Source organism: Roseococcus sp. GW821-FHT12F05, assembly GCF_058806835.1.
Genome location: NZ_JBXAQB010000018.1, coordinates 1 through 18,743, shown reverse-complemented (window position 1 = coordinate 18,743; position 18,743 = coordinate 1). Strand labels below are relative to the sequence as shown.

Below are 18,743 nucleotides of genomic sequence, written 5' to 3'. Positions count from 1 at the left end.
CCCCTGCGAAAGAATCAGCTCGGCCGGTGCAACAGGCCCGATGCCTTCTGGGTGAGCGCAAGCACTCCGTCCCGGATCGCCGCCGGATCAATGGTGTCGAGCCCGTCCACGAGCGCTTTCTGGCCGGCCCTCATTCCCTCGATCCGCGCCTGGACCGCTTGCGCTGCAGCCTCGCCGTCGAGGGCTGCCGTGACAGCAACGAGCTGCGTCGCAACCTCGGGCGACGCCGGCGTCATGGCGGCCGCACCGCCGAGCGCCTGCCGCGCCGGGGCTTCTTCGCCCAAAGCCAGATGCGTTGCCGCCAGCAGGATTCGAATCTCGGCGGATCGCGGATCGAGCGCGAGCGCCTTCGTGAGCAACGGCAGCGCGGCCGCCGCCTCGCCATTCCTGAGATAGGAAGCCCCGGCCGCGAAGAGCCGGGGCGCGAAATTCGACGTGGCCGAACGCGCCAGGATTTCCTCGGCCTTACGATGCCGGTTGCTGGCATCCAGCACGGCGATCACAACGGGATAGTCTTCCTCCCGGACACCCAATCGCAGCAACTCCCGCACCTGTTCCAGGGCCTCGCGTGCCTGGCCCGAGGCCAACAACGCCTGTGCGCGTGTCCTGGCCAGCAGCCGCGGCGAGGATGGGTGCGCTTCGAAGGCAGCAAGCCAGCGTAGAACGGGGCTGCCGAGCCGCGCCTCGGCAGCAAGCTCGATGGCGAGAAGCAGAATTTCCCGCTGCAGGGTCGGGTCGCGCATGCGCGTCCCGAACAGCATCAGATGTGCAGCCAGCGTGACGGCGGCCAAGGCCCAGCTTCGGCGCCCCCGTTCGGCAAGGTATTCGGCCAGGCCATACCAAAACAGGGACGAAGCGGACCGGCCAAGGCGATAGTCGCGGCAGAAGGCCGTGTTGTCGAAGCGGCCCTGCGCGACCTCCACCACCAGCCGGGTCGCGAGGCCGATCTCCTCCAGTGCGCGCGCCGTGTTGTGGCCGGCGAAGGAGATGCGCACCACCTCGACCGGACGGTGGCTCTGGATCAGGCGGAGGTGCAGCCCATCCGGCCGGAAGAAGGAGTCGACGACCACCAGGACCCGTGCCTCGCGGTCGAGGCCGGCATCCATGTCGTCATAGTCGAAGCTGATCTTGGCGGCATAGTTGCGCCAGCGCTCTTCGAACGGGACAACCTTGCCGTCGATCGAGTACTGCGGCGAAACGGCGAGGATCTGATGAGGCTTCAGCTCCGCTGAACGCGCCAGGACGGCGTAGCCCCCCATGCTGGAGCCATAGAGCGTGATCTGCCGCTTACTCGAGAGGATGCCGGCCTTGCGCAGAGCGCCGATCGCCTCGCCCACCTCCGGCGTTTGCCACCAGTGGTTGGCCTTGCTGATGAAATGCACCGCGGAAAGGTGACGCTTGAGAAAGAAGGCCTCGCCGAAGCCGTTCGGAACGGGCGGCTTGGGGGTACGGCCCGTGAAGGTGATGAAGAGGTCGGGATCGTCGTCGAAGAGACGCAGGATGACGCGCAGATCCTGTCCTTCGAAGAAGGATTCCAATTCCGCTACTGGCGAACTCTGCTGCGTCAAGGTCTCCACCTCCGGTGTCGTCGTGGATGATGTGAGCGGTTTGGGCGCGGGTGCCTAGGCTAGCCGCTCCGGCTTCGTCGAAAAAGCGCTTCCGCATGTCCTGGTTCCACGCGTCATCTCTTTCAGGCTCGCTGGCGCGCGCCGCCCGTCTCCTGCCGCTCCGGTCGCTATTCTGCCGTCCAGATCACAACGGCAGGCGGGGAACGGGATTGCGTCAAAATTTGCTGGAGCCGGCCGAGGTGTCCGCCGCAGGGAGCATTACGCAGCACGAGACACAGTGGGGTCTGGCCATGTCACTCTGATGGCCACCGTCCCCCTGCTCCGACCGGCTATGACGAAGGTCCTTGCCGGAGCCGAAAGGGGACGAAGACGCGCTGGTGAAAGGCGGTTTGCATCATGGACGGACCGGCGGGGTCCGCCCTCCGGCCAGCGCCCAGGCATCGCATCCCGATCGCGATCCTCGACTATTCCGCCGCCTCAACCGCAGGAGCGGCCACCATGCGCTCGGGAGCCTCGGGCACCTCGATGCCATAGGCCGTCATGAAGGTGCGGATGATATAGTCCACGAAGGTCTTGCGGATATGGCGGCGATCGCCGGAATAGGCCTTCTCGCGACGGGACAGTGTCGCGAGTTCGTAGCTCGGGAAATATTCGACCCGGTCGAACGACGTGGCGAACTCATGCGCAGCGGCGCGCAGGATGGCCTTCGCGGCGGAGTTGACCGTGATGACGTCCTCGTTGAGGTAGGTCATGGTCAGAGGCACGGGCGAGACCGTGCAGATGATCAGCGGGTTCGCCACGCAGTACTGGCGGATCAGGCGGTGGATGTTCTCCAGGCACTGCATGTTGGTCTTGAAATCGGTGAGATGAACCTCGAGCGGCTTGCGCTGCCGTATCTCACGCACCGACGGCGACGCGTTGCGGTACTTGCCGGCCGAGAGGTCAAAGCACGCCTCCGCGAGGCCGAGGGTGATGACGATGACGTCCGCGTCCCGCACCGCGCCAAAGGCGCGCCGAAACATGTGGCGGCGCTCAAGGAGGGATTCGACGGTCGGCTTCGGATACTCGCCGACATAGTGCGCATCGTAGAAGGCGCCCGGCCTTGCCTCGACGATGAAATCGGTATCGGCGATCGCGGGCTCCGGCTCCAGCAGGCTGCGGAACTCCAGCTCCATCGACGGCGTGTTGTAGCGGTTGATGATGCCGCGCCGGACGTGACCTTCCTTGCCCTGAAACTCGGGGTCCTCCATGACCTCCGGCGGCATGCTGAGGACGCCGATGCCACGGCGTTCCAGACCCAGCTCGATCTCCCGCGCGAAGCACGAGCCCATCGTGAAGACCTTGGGCTGCGACGGCAGCATTTCCTTCGGGGTGATCCGCAGATCCAACACGTCCTTGCCGAGACGGAAGGAAGCGTGGCCCGGATCGCTACCCGGCTCGTCGGAGGTCTTTCCCTTGCCCCAGTGACCATAGCCGTTCTGCTTGAGATTGCTGGCCATCTGGTCGATGGTTATGGGCGTGATCATGTCGCCTCCAACGAGATGTAATCAAAGATGTGGCATGGGTGACGCATATTGGCAAGCGCTCATTGGCACTCTGGAGGTCCACGGAATGACGACAATCGGACGGCTCCGCAGCGTGTGTATAGGGTGTCGCCGCAGGCCTTTCCGGCGGCCGTTTTCCGCGGGAAAACGACGCCTCGATGCAACCGCAGCCCTTGCCTCGATGCTGCGTCTCGCTGCCGCTTTTTTCCTCCTGGTTTGCAGCACGCATGCATGGGCCGCCGATGCCTCCCGGGACATCGATGCGCGCACCAGCGGCGGGCTCGTCGAGGGAACGCGCATCATCCGCGTCACGACGCTCGCCGACGACGGACCGGGCTCCCTCCGTGCCGCGCTGACCGCGACCGGTCCGCGTGTCGTCGTGTTCGAGGTCTCCGGCTATCTGGACCTTCAGCGACGGATCGACATCCTGCCTCCCAACCTCAGCGTCGAAGGGCAGACGGCACCGGACCCCGGCATCGTCATCCGTGGCGCGGGCCTGGTCCTTCGCACCCATGACGTGCGCATGGAGCATGTCGCGGTCTATCCCGGCGCAGGCCCGCCCGGCACCGATGCGCGCTCGGTCGATGCCTTGGCGCTGGTGAGCCGCGCCGAGCGCCATCACGAGGTCAGGCGGGTGGTCCTGCGCAACCTCACGCTCTCCCACGCGACGGACGAGAACCTCTCCTTCGCGGGGGATGCGATCGGGCAGGTGCGGGTGGAATCCTCCCTGCTGGCGAAAGGGCTGCGGGTCGCCGGGCATCCGCGCGTGATCCACAGCATGGGCCTGCTGATCTATCCGAACGTGAGGGACGCCTCGGTCGTCGGCAACATCTTCGCGAACAACGACCGCCGGAACCCGGTGATCAATCCCGGCGTCGAGGTGCTCGTCGCCAACAACCTCATCTTCGGCTACGGCCGGAACTCCATCCACGTCCAGCGCGGACGGTCACGCCTCGATCTGCGGAGCAGCATCCTCGGCAACGTCATCATGCCGAACCCCGACAGCACCTGCGGGATGACCCCGGTGCAGGTGCCGCCCCGCGTCTTCCTGGAGGCGCCCGACGCCACGCTCTACATGGCCGACAACCTGTTCGACCCGCGCTACGCCACCGACCCGGCATGCCGGGTCGATCCTGGGCTGCACAGGCTGACCGTCTCCCGGCTTGCCGGAACTTCGCCCATCACCGATCCCGACTGGCGCGTCATGCCCGCCAACGAGGTCCGCAGCTTTGTCCTCGCGCATGCGGGAATGCGGCCCGGGCGGAGGCATCCGGCGGATGCGGCGATCATCCGCGGCGTCGAGAACGGCTCCGGCCGCATGATCGACCGCGCCGAGGATGATGGCGGCTTTCCGGATGCGCCCGGCACGACGCGGCGGCTGGAGATCCCGGTCAGCGACACGCCGTCGGCTTCGGAGCTGCCCCGGCTCGCGGCCTGGCTCTGCGCCCGGCATTTCGCGGTCGGCGGCGCGCCGAACGGCGATTGCCGCACACCATGAAGGCAGAGCATGCTCCGTGTTGCATCGTCTCGCGCCGGGGCTGCGGCAAACCCCACAATTCTGCAACAAGAATGCCGTTGCACAGCATGCCGGGAACTGCGATGACCGAATTTAGCGTTGAGGAGCAACATCGTTCATGATGATCACAACCGTGCAGGCCGAGCCGGGAAGCTATGACGCGCATGTCAGCATTCCGGCCATGCTTTCGGATGACGAGAAGTCCCTCTATTTCCGCACGGCCCGCGCCTATACCGGGATTGGTGCCGTCATGGAGATCGGTCCCTGGCTCGGTGCCAGCACCTTCCAGATCTGCCGCGGCCTCGAAGAGAGCGGCCATCCCTGGAACCTCACCGTGCTCGATCGCTTCAAGTGGTCATCGCTCTACGCCAGCAGCTACCCCGATGTGCCGCTGAAGCGGCAGGAGAGCACGCTCCCGCTCTTCCGCGAGAACCTCTTCCACTACTCCGCCAACATCGACACCGTCGCCGGCGAGATCCGCGACATCGAGCAGCTCCTGCCGCTGCGCGAGAACATCGAGATGCTCTTCGTGGATGCGCCGAAGTCCTGGCGCATGCTCTGGACCGTGCTGAACCACGTCGGTCCCCGGCTGCTGCCCGGCGCGCGCATCATGTTCCAGGACTTCCTGCACATCACGTCGCGGCAGATCGCGTGGCTCGTCGCCTCGCTGCCCATGCTCGAAGCGACCGAGGTCGTCGCCCAGGGCACGGCGGTCTCCTTCGTGCTGAACGGCCGCATGCCGAATTTCGCGCAGGAGGTGCCGGCCGACATCCACCAGATCTCCAGCGCGCAGCTGATCGAGCTCTGGGAGAAGCTGTCGGTGGTGTTGCCGGAAGCGCGCTCCTGCGAGCTTGCCTCTGGCTTGGCCCTCGACCTCCTCGAGCGCGGCGAGTGGGACCTCGCCACCCAGGTGCTGGATCGGGCGGTGCGTGATTCGCCCACGGCGCCCAGCATCGTCGCCGAGTTGGGGCGCCTGCTTCGCAAGTCACCCGGAAATGCCAAGCTGCACCTGATGCAGGTTCTCGCCTATCTCCGCGCCGAGGCCCCGCCCGCCGCGTTGATGCGCGCCGCGAAGCGGCTCCAGGCCCAGGCCGAAGCGGCGAAGCCCGCCACGCCGCCCGACGCCTCCGAGCGCGAGGCCGCGCTCGCCGCGGCGAAGATGCTCGGCGCGGGGACCACGGCCGGCGCGCTTGCGATGCGCCATGTGGCCTTCCACGGCCTGCCGGACGACATCAAGTTCCGCCGCCTCTACACGGCGCTGCAGTCCTGCATCGAGCTCAACCTGCCGACGCTGGCCGAGAGCTTTGCGCCACTCGTGCCCGGTGCGAGGATCATCGAGATCGACGGCTCGCTCACGCTCAACGCCGCGCTGCTCCGCGCGCTGGGCGCCCAGAGCTATGTCGGCCTCGCCGGCGAGGCCGACCGCGCCCGCCGGTCCTACCGCAACCCGCTCACCATGGCGCGCGTGCGCTCGTCCTTCGCCGCGACCGACCTCGAGGGGCTGGACCCCGCCGTCTCCTTCGTGGAGGAGATCGGCCCGGAGCTCGGCCGCTCCGCGGACCTCGTCATCGCGCGGCCCGAGCCGACGGCCGATGCGCTCGATCGCGCCATCGACGTGGCGCTCGGCCTGCTGAAGCCGGGCGGCCGGCTGATCCTCTACTGGCGCAACCCGCGCAGCTGGTCGGGTCATGGGCGCGCACCGCAGACGGTGGCCGAGATGAAGCCGCAGGATGCCGAGCATGCGAAGGTCATGGACTGGGCCCATCTGACCGGCATCCGTGCTTCCGTCCCCAGCTTCTCACAGCTGCGCGATCGTGTGGAAAGCCACTTCATGATCGAGGGCTGGGCCGAAGAGCTCGACGACCCGGATGCGGTGATCCGCGTCACGCCGCGCGTTCGCCGCGCCTATCCGAAGCTCGGCTCCGCGGACTTCATCATGCGGATGGCGGTCATAACGGCCCGGGCTTGACGCCGGGGAGCCTAGGTCGCGGGCATCGCCAGGAGATGACGGAGGAGGCTCGCGTAGCCCTCCGCATCGTCCAGAGCGATATGCGAATGGGGGTGTCCGCCGAGCCAGGCTTCCGGAAAGCGCTTCGCGGTGCAGTCGGCATAGCTGAGGCCGGTGCGTCCCATGGCGAAGGAGCCGAGGTCGAGCCCGCCGCCCGCGAAGAGCCGATCCTCGCTGCGCGGCGCGCGCAGCAGGCGGATGCCGGCGAAGCGGCGAAGATACCAGTCCACCCAGATGCCGTCGAAGGTCAGCGGATAGCCGACGAAGACGGCGTCTCCCGCGAAGCCCCGCACCCATTCGACGAACTGCGCCATCGCCGCCTGCGGCGGAAGGCGGTCCTGCATCGTGGCGGACCACGCGGCCGGCTCTGTCCCCCACCAGGCCATCGTGCCAGCGTCGCTCGCATGGCCGTTCAGCGGCGCGATGTTCAGCGCCACGTGCCCGAGGCGCGTGCCGTCGCTGCCGCAGGCCACCGATGCGAGGCTGATCATCGAATGGATGCCCGGATCCGGACCGTCCGTCTCGATGTCCGTCACGAAGAAGATCGGTGCCTGCTCCAAGTGATGACTCCTTCAGCCACAGGTGTCGTTGCGGATGGCCACCATCCTGTCAATCGAACGGTCGTGTCACGCCGCAACTGCCCCTTGCCATGCAGAGGATTGAATCACATCCTCCGATCGCGAAACGACGACGAGGCCCGGGCTTGGAACTGAAACTCGCCTTCAAGAGCTTCGACGCCAGCGACATCTCGGTCGCGGTGGCCGGCACATGCGCCGAGGCCGGCACGCTCGTCGCGGAGATGGCCGACGGCTCGGTGCAGACGGTCTCCATCGCGGACGGGACGTTCGTCCTCGCGCTTCCGGCGGTCCGCCCCTACGGCACCGTCACGCGGCTGACCGCCGCGGGCCCGACCGGAACGCAGAGCTGGTCGGCGGAGGATTTCTCGGCGGCACGCTGGCGGTGGCTCTTCGCGCCGATCCCACTCGTGGCGGCCGATGTCGAGCGGGACGTGCGCAACTACGGCACGCGCATCACGAATCGGCGGATCCTCTTCGAATATGCCGAGGCCATCGCCATCGAGATCCTCGCGCAGCCCGAGCGCGACGGCATAGCGGTCGCGCAGGTCGCGGCGGTGCTCTGCTACCGGCTCTGCGACGCTCCGGGCCTCGCGACGCCGGAGCGCCTCGACCTCGTCTGGCGGATGCTCGAAGCCTTCCGCGAGGCCGAGGCGCAGGTCGGCAACGTGCATTGGAGCCTCTCGATCCGCTACGCCTGCGCGCAGCTCGCGCTGCGCAACGAGCTCGCCGACATCTGCATCCGCTGCCTGACGGAGATGCAGCCCCTGGTGGAGCTGTCCCGGGAGAAGCCCGCCTCCATCTACAACTACGTGAAGGGCTGCCTGCTGCTGGGCTCGCTGCGCACGCTGCAGGAGGACTGGCCCCGCGCGCGCACGGCGTTCGATCATGCGGTCGAGATCGCCTACTTCGCGCCCGTGAACGCCACGCGCTCCTTCGCCAGCGCGCGGGAGCTCTCGGACGTGCTGCTGTCCTGCGCCTACTGCCTCGCGGGCCGCGACCTCGCCGTGGCGCGATCCGCCGGCCGGTCGGAGCCGTCGAAGTACTTCGATCCCCGCGTCTCCATCCGTTCCACGCTGCGCTTCAAGAACGGTCTGTTCCTCGATCAGACGGTCGAATCCGCGTTCCGCATCTTCGTGCCCAAGCCATCCCTCGCCGAAGCGGGCGCAGCGCCATGACGACACCCGTGACGGCACCCCAGAAGGTCCTCGAGGGCGAGGACGGATGGCTCTACCTGGACCACGACAAGAACCGGAGCGTCGGCCAGTACCTGGGCGAGGTCGAGCTGGGCGACAGGACCCTGGCGGCGTGGCAGGCCATGCTCGCGGGGATGGCGGCCCTGGCGGCACGGCAGGGCTTCCAGCATGTCCAGATCATCGCTCCCTCCAAGGAGTCGGTCTACGACCGCTGGTATCCACATCGCGACCGGAGGGCCGCCGTGCGGCCAGTCGATGCGCTCGTCGCCGCCGCGCCCGCCGAGGCCCGCACGATCTTCCCCGTCCAGGAGCTGCTGCAGGCCGACCGCATGCGCGTCTACGACAAGGGCGACACGCACTGGAACGACTACGGCGCCTATGTCACGGTCGAGACCACGTTGAAGCTGCTGGGCCTGGAGGCCGCGCTCTCGATCGACGACTTCGAGTTCGCCGAGCGGAAGTCCAGCGGAGACCTCGACAGCAAGATGGAGCCCCGTCGCTCGGAGCTCCGCATCACCGCGGCCGCACGCGCGCCGCGCGCGAAGCTGCTCTTCGACAGCGAGCTGCGCAACCGCGGGCGCACGCTGGTCTACGAGAGCCCCGGCGCGCCGCTCGGCAGGCTTGTCCTCTTCGGCGATTCCTTCGCCTGGAATCTCGCGACCTTCCTCGGAGAGATCTTCCAACGCTTCGTCTTCATCCACAGCACGAGTCCCGACCAGTCCGTCATCGAGCAGGAGAGGCCGGACGTCGTGCTCACGGAATGCACGGAACGCTTCGTGATCGAGGGGCCGGCCAAGCTCGGCAAGTTCCGGATCGAGGATGTCATCCGGCTGAAATTCGCCCGCTCCACCGAAGAGGAGCGCGCGCGCATGCACAGGCTCTACGCGGAGAAGGCGGCCAGCGGGATCGAGCCCTTCTACAGCAGCCTCTTCCTCACCACAGCCACGGAAGGGGTCTGATTCCCGTGCCCGGCCGTCCTACGCCGCGCCCGCGGATTTTGACGAGGTATCTGCTTGTGCAGTGCGGGGACACGGTTGCATCCCCTGCAAAACACATGATACTCATGGCATGTAATCCTTAGCGAGGGCGTGAGCGGATGGTCGAACTCCTGGACTGCACCCTTCGAGACGGCGGCTATTATACGGACTGGGATTTCGATCCCTTGACTGTCCGTACTTACCTCTCCTCGATGTCTCGCCTGCCAATCGATCATGTGGAGCTTGGCTACGTCAACGATCCACAGCGCGGTTATTCTGGCGAGTACTTCTTTCTCTCGCCTGAGCGCCTGATGCAGGCGCGTGCTGCACTGCGGCCTGACCAGAAGCTCGTCGTCATGATCGACGGCAAGGGCTACACCCCGGATCGTATGGGCCCGCTCTTCGGCCACCTCTCGTCGATCATCGACATGGTGCGCATCACCGTGGCGCCGACGGCGCTGGCCCATGGCGTCTCGCTCGCGAAGGCGCTCAAGGCGGCCGGCGTGAAGGTCGGGTACAACATCATGTACCTCTCCACCTTCCAGGACGACCTGTCGAAGATCGCGGCCGCCTTCGAGGACAAGGACGCCTTCGACAGCCTCGCGCTGGTGGACAGCTACGGCGGCTGCTCGCCGACGAGCGTGCGCAAGCTCTTCCAGAACCTGCGCGCGGCCCTGCCCGACAAGCCGCTCGGCTTCCACGGCCATGACAACATGTGCCTCGCCTTCGCCAACTCGCTCGCCGCGATCGAGGGCGGCGCCGACATCATCGACGGCACGCTGGTCGGCATGGGCCGCGGCGCGGGCAACCTGCGCATCGAGACGCTGCTCGTGCACCTCGACAGCGAGGCGAACGACCACTCGCTCGACTACCAGGCGCTGAGCGCGGTGATCGAGCCCTTCGAGGATCTGCGCGTCCAGTACGGCTGGGGCACCAGCCTGCCCTACATGATCTCGGGCGCGAACAACCTGCCGCAGCGCGACGTGATGAACTGGATCTCGAAGAACCGCTACTCGGTGCTCTCGATCATCCAGGCGCTGCAGCGCCAGAGCAAGAGCGAGGTCGACACCACCGCCTACCCGGCGCAGGAGAAGATGGCGAACTCCTCGCGGCCGGTCGTGGTCGTGGGCGGCGGCAATTCGGTGCGCACGCATCTTGACGCCATCCGCCGCTACGTGAGCAAGACCGATGCGCTCGTGCTCTTCGCCAGCACGCGCCATCTCGACCTCGCCGGCAGCCTCGGCGGCGAGCAGCTCTTCTGCTTGCCCGGCCATGCCGCGATGCGCGCGGATGTGGAGGACAACCTCTCCACCATCTCGGGCTGCGTCGTCGCTCCGCCGCCGCGCGTGACGGGCTGCGTCCCGCGCGAGCTCGGCGTACCGGTGCGCCAGGCCCAGCCCCTCGCCGCCGGCGAGGAGGGCAGCATCGGCCCGGTCTCGGACATCAGCCCGCTCGACCTCGCTCTCGGCGCCGTGGCCGCGCTCGGGACCGACGAATGCGCGCTGATCGGCTTCGACGGCTATGCGATGGCCAGCGCGGCCGAGCAGGAGCTCTCCCTCGAGGTGCAGCGCATGCTGGACCTCTTCCGCAGCAAGCACCCCACGGTGCGGCTGCACAGCCTGACGCCGACGCGCTACGCGCTCGACGTGATCTCCGTCTACGGCCTCGTCTCCGCGGTCCACTAGGCGCGTCATGCCCGAGCGCGGCTTTGCCGCCATCGTCTTCGACTGCGATGGCGTGCTGCTCGATTCCAACGAGCTCAAGACCACCTGCTTCCGCGAAGTGCTGGAGGCCGGCGGCTACGATGCGGGCGACATCGCCCGCTTCGTCGAGTTCCAGCGCGCAAGCTTCGGCATGTCGCGCTACCGCCTCTTCGAGGCGCTGCTCGGCTGGGAGCTGGCGGTGCGCCCGCCGCTGGACCGCGACCATCTCCTCGCGCGCTACGCCGAGGCGCTGAGCGGCCGCTACACGACCTGCTCGGCCACGCCGGGCATGCGCGAGGTGGTCGGCGGCCTGGCCGCGCGGCAACCGGTCTACATCGTCTCCGGCTCCGACCAGGCCGAGCTGCGCGGCGTGATGGCCGAGCGCGGCGACGCGCCGATGTTCCGGCTGATCCTGGGCTCGCCCACCAACAAGTTCGACAACCTCGCGCTGGTCCTGGAGGATCTCGCGAAGGACGGGCCGGTCGATCCCGGCGACATCGTCTTCGTGGGCGACGCCGAGGCCGACATGACCGCCGCGCGCAAGGCCGGCATGGGCTTCGTCTACATGGACGGCTTCTCCGCGGCGCAGCCCCGCATGCGCCTGCTGGCCGCCGAGCATGGCACTCCCCTCATCGACGATCTGCGCGGACTGGAGACGGCGCTTGCGCGGCTGCAGCAGGCGTCCGGACACCTCGCATGACCCTCACCGCCTTCCTGCCCTGCCGCGCCGGCAGCCAGCGCGTGCCACACAAGAACACGCGCCCCTTCGCCGACCAGGAGGAGGGGCTGCTCGGCATCAAGCTCGGCCACTTGCTGGCCACGCCCGAGATCGACCTCGTGCTGCTCTCCACCAACGACCCGCTGGTCATCGAGATCGGCGAGCGGCACGTGCCGCATTCGAAGGGGCGGCTGCGCATCGACCATCGGCCGGACCAGCTCTGCTCCTCCTCGACCTCGACCGACGAGGTCATCTCCTACGTGCCCAGCATCGTCCCCGAAGGCGACGTTCTCTGGACGCACGTGACCTCGCCCTTCTTCGACGCCGTGGAGTACAGCGCCGCGATCGCCGCCTATCGCGCGGCGCTGGCGGCCGGCACGCATGACAGCCTGATGGGCGTGCTCGCGCTGCACACCTTCATGTGGGACAACAACGGGCCGATCAACTACGACCGCAACAAGGAGAAGTGGCCGCGCACCCAGACGCTGCCGCCGATGTACGAGGTCAACAGCTCCATCTTCATCGCGGATGTCGCAACCTACCGCGATCGCCAGGACCGCATCGGCGAGCGGCCGGTCCTCTACCCCGTCTCCAAGGAGAAGACCATCGACGTGGATTGGGAGGAGGATTTTGCCATCGCGGCCGAGCTCTGGCGCATGCGCAAAGGGAAGCGCTGACCCAGCCTCGGCGCCAGTGTCACGCGCGCCGTCGTTTCGACGTACCATCAATCGCCAGTGCGGCCGACTTCCCGACGGCAGCGTTCAAGGCGCCGGCCGGCTCGGCCGCCACTCGCGATATTCCGAGCCGCCTTCCGATTCCTCTTTGATTAAGGTGGGAATGTAATCCACGGCGTTGTTTTCCTGGAATTTCTTGATCAGGACTTCGTAGCGCCCCCTCAAATCTTCCGCCAACTCCGCGCCTTCGTACTGGCCAAGAATTTCCGAGATGAAAGATGGTGTCGGCAAAATTAACTTTGCGCCACACATCGCTGCCACGTATACGGAAACACCACTATCGAACGGAAAGATAGTTCCGAGAAATCCATCTGGCAGAAATATTTCAAATGGAAAATAAGAACATTCATCCCTTGAAGCGCGGATGACGTCAGACATGTCGTGAGTTGAGAATCCCGCTGCAGAACAGGCTGCGAGCACCTCCTGAAAGTCACTCTTAATAATCCTCGTATCCCTTTTAATAATAAGGGGCTGTTCTTTTGGGCAATCCCCTGCCTCAAGGTACTTGAGCACGATATCTGACAGTTTGAAATGGACTGTCGGCTGATATATTTTTCGCGTCCAGTATCTCAGCAAAACAATGGATGATCCGGACGGCAACAATCCCAGATCTTTTCTATCCAGTAAAGCAGACCGAATTTGGACATGAATCTGCCGAATAAAGGAAAATGGTACGACGCAATCGTCGTGAAAGGGCCGGATATAGTCCTCACGATACAAACACCATCCAAAATAAACTATTCCCCTCGCGTTCTTTCCAACCTTTCGATCCTCATTCCGGAAATCATTGCGATATCCATCTGAATACAACCAATATATCTTGAATTTTATCTTCGGCAAAAGAGGCACATCGTAATGCTTGAACATATGGGAATGCAGATATATCGTATCACAAGAAATCGGCTCTGCATCTCCATCTATCTCTTCGGAGAATAGAAATTCTCCGCCCAAATTTTCCGCAATTCCTTTCAAAATATCGGATATATGATCCTGGCCTTTATAGACGATAGCGAAAGAAAAATCCTCACCGCATCCTTTTTTCTTATAAAGCACATGAGATAACATAAGCCAGCCCCAGGCCGAATGACTTGCCAGATAAACATGATCAAAATGCCGCTTACCTGCCACTGCCGCATCTCCGATGTTCAGAACGAAAATTATTCCGATGATGTCTATCGCCCGGTCCGAGAACATCCCGACCAGCCCCTCAGTTCAATTTGGACGATTTTTATAGCTATTACTTGCCGACGCGCCTCCCCAGGCCTGAAGTTACCTCTCAGACCTCCGCACTTCAGCTCAAATCATACCCGGTGCCATCAGGCGGACAATGGTAGCGCCTCCATACTCCGCCGGCCAATGTCCATCAGCGTCCTGAACTGACATTTCAGGGTATTTGCCTTCACTATCGGCGAAGGCTGTTCAGGTTACGATAAATGCCGGCACGGTATAGAAAGAGAGCTTCTCGAGCTTCAACTGCCGTGACCTGGCGAATTCGTCCGCCACCTGGCTGGCTCCCGCGACAAGGTTATAGTCATCGAAGACAACATGGCCGCCGGGAACCATGCGATCCTTCAACAAGTCGAGCGCAAAACGGGTCGGTTCGTAGACATCCATATCAAGATGAAGCAGGGCGATCCGAAGTTCCGGATGCTCCTCGAGGTAGCGTGGCAGGGTCTGGAAAATGTCGCCTTCCACCAGGCTGCAGTTGCGAAGCCCTTTCTCTGCGATAGCCTTCTCCAATTCCTCCTTGGAGATGCCGTCCCCTCCCGCCGCTTCGAACTTCTGGATGAAGCGGATCCCGGTCTCGTCCTCGTTGGACGCCACCGGAAACCGGCCGAAGGCATCGAAGCCGATGATCGGCCGCGCCATGTCGTTCTCGAGCAGGTGGCGGAAGGTCAGGAAACGCATCAGCGACGCGCCCTTGTACACGCCGAATTCGACGATGGCGCCAGGCAGATTCTGAATTCGCCGATACAGCTCATAATGAGCCAGGAACTTGCCGACGCGGGGCATGGCCGCCCTGAGGTAGAAGGTATTCTCCACCTCGTAGATATCCGCGGCCCTGTCGATCTTGTACTGGTTCATGAGATCTCTATGTCCTCTGCATGTTTCGGCAATATATATCTCAGCAAACCACTTCAATCAAAAGAAGCCGAACTTCTCCAGCAACTCATTCACCGGCCGACCGAGCGCAGCATTCAGGCGCACGCGCGACTCGTTGACGATGGCGTCGAGACTCTGCTGGAGGACTTCTTCCCACCGCTCGTGCGGAATGACGACAACCGCATCGGCGTCGGCGAAGACGACATCGTTGTTCCGCACCGGCACGTCGCCCATCGTCACATCGATGTTCATCGCGCCCGTGGTGCCCTCGTACTTGATGTCGTTGGCCCAGACGCCCCGTGCGAAGACCGGGAGATCCAGCGTCGAGACCGCCTCCACGTCACGCGTGTATCCGTCCACCACCACGCCCACCGCGCCGGCGCGCATGGCGAGGTGGGCATTGAGCTCGCCGAAATACGCGCGGTCGGGCACGGCGGTGGACACCATAATGACGTCGCCCGAGCGGAGGAACGCATAGGATTTCAGGGCGTCGTAGATGCCCTTCCACGCGCCGTTCTCGCGCGTCGCGTCCGCCGGCAGGGGCACCAGCCGCAAGGTCTTGGCGCGGCCCAGAATACGCCGGCCGGCGACCGGCTTGATGCTCGCGGGCAGGGTGCAGGAGAGGCCGAGATCCTTGGTCAGATCGGAGAAGACGCAGGAGCTGAGATGCGGCCTCAGCGCCCGGAACAGCATGTTCTCCCGCTGACGGCCGCCGGCGCAGATCGTCTCCGCCAGTTCGAGATCCTCGGTGTAGTTGATGTCGAGACGTTCCTGCGTCGTCAGGTCAAATAGCACGGGCTGCTGCCCGAAGCGCTTCACCGGAAAATCCGCGGAGGTGGCGCGTATCATGTAGAGGCTCATCGCCTCGATGGTGTGCGGAGGCAGATCGACGCTGTTGGGAATTCGGCCACGGCCGTAGAGCGGGTTTTCGCCCGACCACTCGTAGTGCTTTTCCCGCGTCACCGCGACGAGGCTGTCGGCCTCGGGCGATTTCTGCAGCGTGGCCAGCGCACGGCGCAGGGTATCGGGTCCGACGAAGGGCGCCGTGCAAAGCGCCTGCACATAGATGTCGGCGCCCGGCACGGAGCGGCACTCGTTGCTGAAGAGCTCGTGCCCGTCCGTGGCATTGCTCGCCAGCGCCGGGTCCCGGCGCAGCACCTTCACGGGCATGTCGGCGGCGATCGCCGCGATCTCCTCCGATTCCGTGTCCAGGTAGATCTCGTCGAAGATGCCGCTTTCCACCAACTGGCGAAGCTTGCGGCGGACCAGATACTCGCCGTCGAGGATCCGCATGTTCTTCGAATTGATACGCTCGCTCGACGCCTTGGCAGGAACGAATCCGACTACACGCATCAGCGCACCTCTTCGAGAGCTTGGAGTTGTCTACTTGAGCAGATCGAGGCCGACGAGAACGCCGAGCAGAACGCCGCGCTCATCGACGACAGGCAGGGAGAGGTGCCGGTTGAGGCCCCGGTCGTTGTCGAGAACTTCCGAAATGCGGATGCCTGGCGGCACCGTCTCCGGATTGCGCTGCATCATGTCGGCGACGTGAAGATTGCGCGGGTCTCCGGGCATATGCAGGGCACGGCGCACATCTCCATCCGACACGATGCCCATGAGGCGATCAGCCTCGTCGACAACGCATGTTAACCCGATCCGTTTATCGGAGATGGCATCAATCACGTCAAGGAAGGTTGCGTCGATGGACACGCGCGGGACATCTGGCGCCGTGCGCATGGCCTGGTTGACGCGGATCAGCCGGCGACCGAGCGTCCCGGCGGGATGGTTGGCGTGAAAGCCATCGGCGGACTGCCCGCGCTCGACGGAGGCCGCCACCGCAAGCGCATCGCCCAGCGCGATCTGGATGGTGGTGCTCGTGGTCGGAGCCAGGCCGAGCCCATCGGCTTCCGGCACGCGGCCATAGGCGAGACAGACCTCAGCGGCCCGACCCAGCGCCGAGGCGGCATCGGCGACCACGGCGATGATGCGCGCGCCGCGCGCGACAAGGCTGGGGAGGATGGCCACCAGCTCGGCCGTGTTGCCGCTGTTGGAGAAGGCGAGCACCACGGATCGCGGCCGCACGAGGCCGAGATCGCCGTGCGCCGCGCCGGTCGGATCGAGGAACACGGCGGGTATCCCCAGGCTCGACATGGTCGAGGCGACCTTAGCTGCGACCAGGCCGGACTTTCCCACCCCGGTCGCGATCACGATGTAGTCATCCGAAGCGACGAGGCGAACAGCCTCGTTCACGGCCTCGTCGAGGATGCTGATCTGGCTGATGGCTTCGGCTTCGGCGCCGATGACCGCCTGAAAGACTTCCTCAGTCGTCCGTTTGATATGGTCCATGTCGCCTCTGCGTTGAATGCATGCTTGCCTCATGGGCCGCGCACCCGCCAACGCGGCCGGCGCTCAGCCCGGGACTCAAGACCTCGCTGCGAGCGCATCCCACGCCCGCCCGGGCACAACCGCGGCATCGCCGTCCACGACGCCAGAGCTGGGACCGCTCTCCACGAAGACGCGCGCCGACCGGCATCCGGCGGCAGCCACGAAGGCCCGTGGCCGCGCCATCCTTGGAACCGACGCTCCCGGGATTCAGCACGGCCTGCCGCTGCTTCGCCCGCGGCCTCAGCCCCAGCCCTTCACGAGCGCGTCGATTGCCTGCAGCCGTCCGATCAGCGCCTCGAAATCCTTCAGCGGCACCATGTTCGGCCCGTCCGACGGCGCATTGTCCGGATCCTCGTGCGTCTCGATGAACACGGCCGCCACGCCCACCGCCACCGCCGCCCGCGACAGCGTCTCCACGAACTCCCGCTGACCGCCGGACGACGTCCCCTGCCCGCCCGGCTGCTGCACCGAATGCGTCGCGTCGAACACCACCGGCAGGCCGGTGTCGCGCGCCATGATCGGCAGCGAGCGCATGTCGCTGACCAGCGTGTTGTAGCCGAAGGACGCGCCGCGCTCCGTCAGCAGCACCCGCGGATTGCCGGCGCCGGTCACCTTCGCCGCCGCGTTCTTCATGTCCCACGGCGCCAGGAACTGGCCCTTCTTGATGTTCACCGCCCGGCCCGTGGCAGCGGCCGCCAGCAGCAGATCCGTCTGCCGGCACAGGAAGGCCGGGATCTGCAGCACGTCCACCGCCTCGGCGACCGGCGCGCAATGCGTCACCTCGTGCACGTCGGTCAGCACCGGCAGGCCGAGGCTCTCGCGGATCTCGGCGAACACCTCCAGCGCCTTCGACATGCCGATGCCCCGCGCGGCCTTCGCCGAGGTCCGGTTCGCCTTGTCGTAGGAGGTCTTGTAGATCAGCCCGAACCCGCGGCGCGCGGCGATCTCCTTCAGCGCACCCGCCGTCTCGAGCGCGTGGGCGCGGCTCTCCATCTGGCAAGGCCCGGCGATCAGCGCGAGTGGCAGATGATTGCCAAGGGTGACCGGACCAATCGAGACTTCAACGTCTTGCATGCGGCATTCCTTGCGGGAGAAACCTCTTTAAGCGAAGCCGCGCCGCGCGCCAACCGGGAGATGCTCGCACGCGCTCATGTTGGCGATGCTCGCGGCTCGACCGGAGCGTGACCTCATTCACCCAGCTGTTTCTTGACCCCGCATCTAAAGGCCGCTAACCGCGGATGGTCGCAGGCCATGACTATCGGGGGCACCTTGACGCTTCTTCTCACGGGTGGTTTTGGCTTCATCGGATCCGCGGTGGTGCGCCGTCTCCTGACGGCGACGGACCATGCGGTCGTCAATATCGACAAGATGACCTACGCGGCCACGCCGGCCTCGCTCGGCATGCACGCCGGCGATCCGCGCCACATCCACATCAAGGCCGACATCTGCGATCCCGAGGCGATGCGCGCCGCCTTCGCGGCGCATCGCCCGACGGCCGTGATGCACCTCGCCGCGGAAAGCCATGTGGACCGCTCCATCGACGGGCCGGCGGAGTTCATCCGCACCAACGTCGTCGGCACGCAGGTGCTGCTGGAAGCCGCGCGCGAATACTGGAACACGCTGGAGGGCGAGGCCAAGACCGCCTTCCGCTTCCACCACGTCTCCACCGACGAGGTCTTCGGCTCGCTCTATCCCGGCGACGCACCCTTCACGCCT

General features: G+C 65.3%; 16 protein-coding genes. 8 read left to right on the top strand and 8 right to left on the bottom strand.

Going from position 1 to position 18,743, the window contains the following annotated elements:
- Positions 1-14: 14 nt before the first annotated feature.
- Both AC1ROY_RS29410 and AC1ROY_RS29405 read right to left on the bottom strand, forming a co-directional pair.
- Positions 15-1,568: a tetratricopeptide repeat protein gene (locus tag AC1ROY_RS29410; protein ID WP_493152498.1), complete on the bottom strand. Its 1,554-nt coding sequence runs from the start codon at positions 1,566-1,568 to the stop codon at positions 15-17.
- A gap of 464 nt (positions 1,569-2,032) precedes the next feature.
- On the bottom strand, positions 2,033-3,094 hold the full coding sequence (locus tag AC1ROY_RS29405; protein WP_493152497.1) for a GSCFA domain-containing protein: 1,062 nt from the start codon (positions 3,092-3,094) through the stop codon (positions 2,033-2,035).
- An 85-nt stretch (positions 3,095-3,179) separates the two neighbouring features.
- Here AC1ROY_RS29405 and AC1ROY_RS29400 point away from each other — a divergent pair, with 85 nt between their 5' ends.
- Positions 3,180-4,610 carry a hypothetical protein gene (locus tag AC1ROY_RS29400; protein WP_493152496.1) on the top strand — a complete coding sequence of 477 codons (1,431 nt, stop codon included), beginning with the start codon at positions 3,180-3,182 and terminating at the stop codon, positions 4,608-4,610.
- Between the two features lie 136 nt (positions 4,611-4,746).
- Positions 4,747-6,597: a class I SAM-dependent methyltransferase gene (locus tag AC1ROY_RS29395; RefSeq protein ID WP_493152495.1), complete on the top strand. Its 1,851-nt coding sequence runs from the start codon at positions 4,747-4,749 to the stop codon at positions 6,595-6,597.
- A gap of 11 nt (positions 6,598-6,608) precedes the next feature.
- Here AC1ROY_RS29395 and AC1ROY_RS29390 read toward each other — a convergent pair whose 3' ends face one another.
- The gene (locus AC1ROY_RS29390) at positions 6,609-7,196 is read right to left on the bottom strand and encodes a DNA polymerase III subunit epsilon (RefSeq protein WP_493152494.1); all 588 of its coding nucleotides are present in this window, start codon (positions 7,194-7,196) and stop codon (positions 6,609-6,611) included.
- Positions 7,197-7,339: 143 nt separating this feature from the next.
- Between AC1ROY_RS29390 and AC1ROY_RS29385 the strand changes: the two genes are divergently transcribed.
- The 5 genes from AC1ROY_RS29385 (at position 7,340) to AC1ROY_RS29365 (ending at position 12,482) form a co-directional block, all read left to right on the top strand.
- Positions 7,340-8,389 (top strand): hypothetical protein, encoded by a 1,050-nt coding sequence (locus AC1ROY_RS29385; RefSeq protein ID WP_493152493.1) that lies wholly within the window; start codon positions 7,340-7,342, stop codon positions 8,387-8,389.
- The gene (locus AC1ROY_RS29380) at positions 8,386-9,366 is read left to right on the top strand and encodes an alginate O-acetyltransferase AlgX-related protein (RefSeq protein ID WP_493152492.1); all 981 of its coding nucleotides are present in this window, start codon (positions 8,386-8,388) and stop codon (positions 9,364-9,366) included. The genes AC1ROY_RS29385 and AC1ROY_RS29380 overlap by 4 nt, the downstream gene beginning before the upstream one ends.
- Before the next feature lie 137 nt (positions 9,367-9,503).
- Positions 9,504-11,069: a hydroxymethylglutaryl-CoA lyase-like TIM-barrel protein gene (locus AC1ROY_RS29375; protein ID WP_493152491.1), complete on the top strand. Its 1,566-nt coding sequence runs from the start codon at positions 9,504-9,506 to the stop codon at positions 11,067-11,069.
- 7 nt (positions 11,070-11,076) lie between these two features.
- Complete coding sequence (locus tag AC1ROY_RS29370) at positions 11,077-11,787, top strand: HAD family hydrolase (protein ID WP_493152490.1); 711 nt, start codon at positions 11,077-11,079, stop codon at positions 11,785-11,787.
- Positions 11,784-12,482, top strand: coding sequence for an acylneuraminate cytidylyltransferase family protein (locus AC1ROY_RS29365; RefSeq protein WP_493152489.1), 699 nt, complete (start codon positions 11,784-11,786; stop codon positions 12,480-12,482). Before AC1ROY_RS29370 ends, AC1ROY_RS29365 begins: the two co-directional genes overlap by 4 nt.
- 84 nt (positions 12,483-12,566) lie before the next feature.
- Here AC1ROY_RS29365 and AC1ROY_RS29360 read toward each other — a convergent pair whose 3' ends face one another.
- The 5 genes from AC1ROY_RS29360 to kdsA form a co-directional block, all read right to left on the bottom strand.
- Positions 12,567-13,733, bottom strand: coding sequence for a hypothetical protein (locus AC1ROY_RS29360; RefSeq protein ID WP_493152488.1), 1,167 nt, complete (start codon positions 13,731-13,733; stop codon positions 12,567-12,569).
- Between the two features lie 225 nt (positions 13,734-13,958).
- Complete coding sequence (locus AC1ROY_RS29355) at positions 13,959-14,624, bottom strand: TylF/MycF/NovP-related O-methyltransferase (RefSeq protein WP_493152487.1); 666 nt, start codon at positions 14,622-14,624, stop codon at positions 13,959-13,961.
- 57 nt (positions 14,625-14,681) lie between these two features.
- On the bottom strand, positions 14,682-15,995 hold the full coding sequence (locus AC1ROY_RS29350) for an RraA family protein (RefSeq protein ID WP_493152486.1): 1,314 nt from the start codon (positions 15,993-15,995) through the stop codon (positions 14,682-14,684).
- Positions 15,996-16,025: 30 nt separating this feature from the next.
- A complete protein-coding gene (locus tag AC1ROY_RS29345) occupies positions 16,026-16,988 on the bottom strand; it encodes a KpsF/GutQ family sugar-phosphate isomerase (RefSeq protein WP_493152485.1) in 963 nt (320 codons plus the stop codon).
- Between the two features lie 279 nt (positions 16,989-17,267).
- A complete protein-coding gene (gene kdsA, locus AC1ROY_RS29340) occupies positions 17,268-18,101 on the bottom strand; it encodes a 3-deoxy-8-phosphooctulonate synthase (RefSeq protein ID WP_493152484.1) in 834 nt (277 codons plus the stop codon).
- 195 nt (positions 18,102-18,296) lie between these two features.
- On the opposite strand from kdsA, the gene AC1ROY_RS29335 reads away from it, so the two are divergent.
- A partial coding sequence (locus AC1ROY_RS29335) for a GDP-mannose 4,6-dehydratase (RefSeq protein WP_493152483.1) occupies positions 18,297-18,743 on the top strand: 447 nt, incomplete at its 3' end.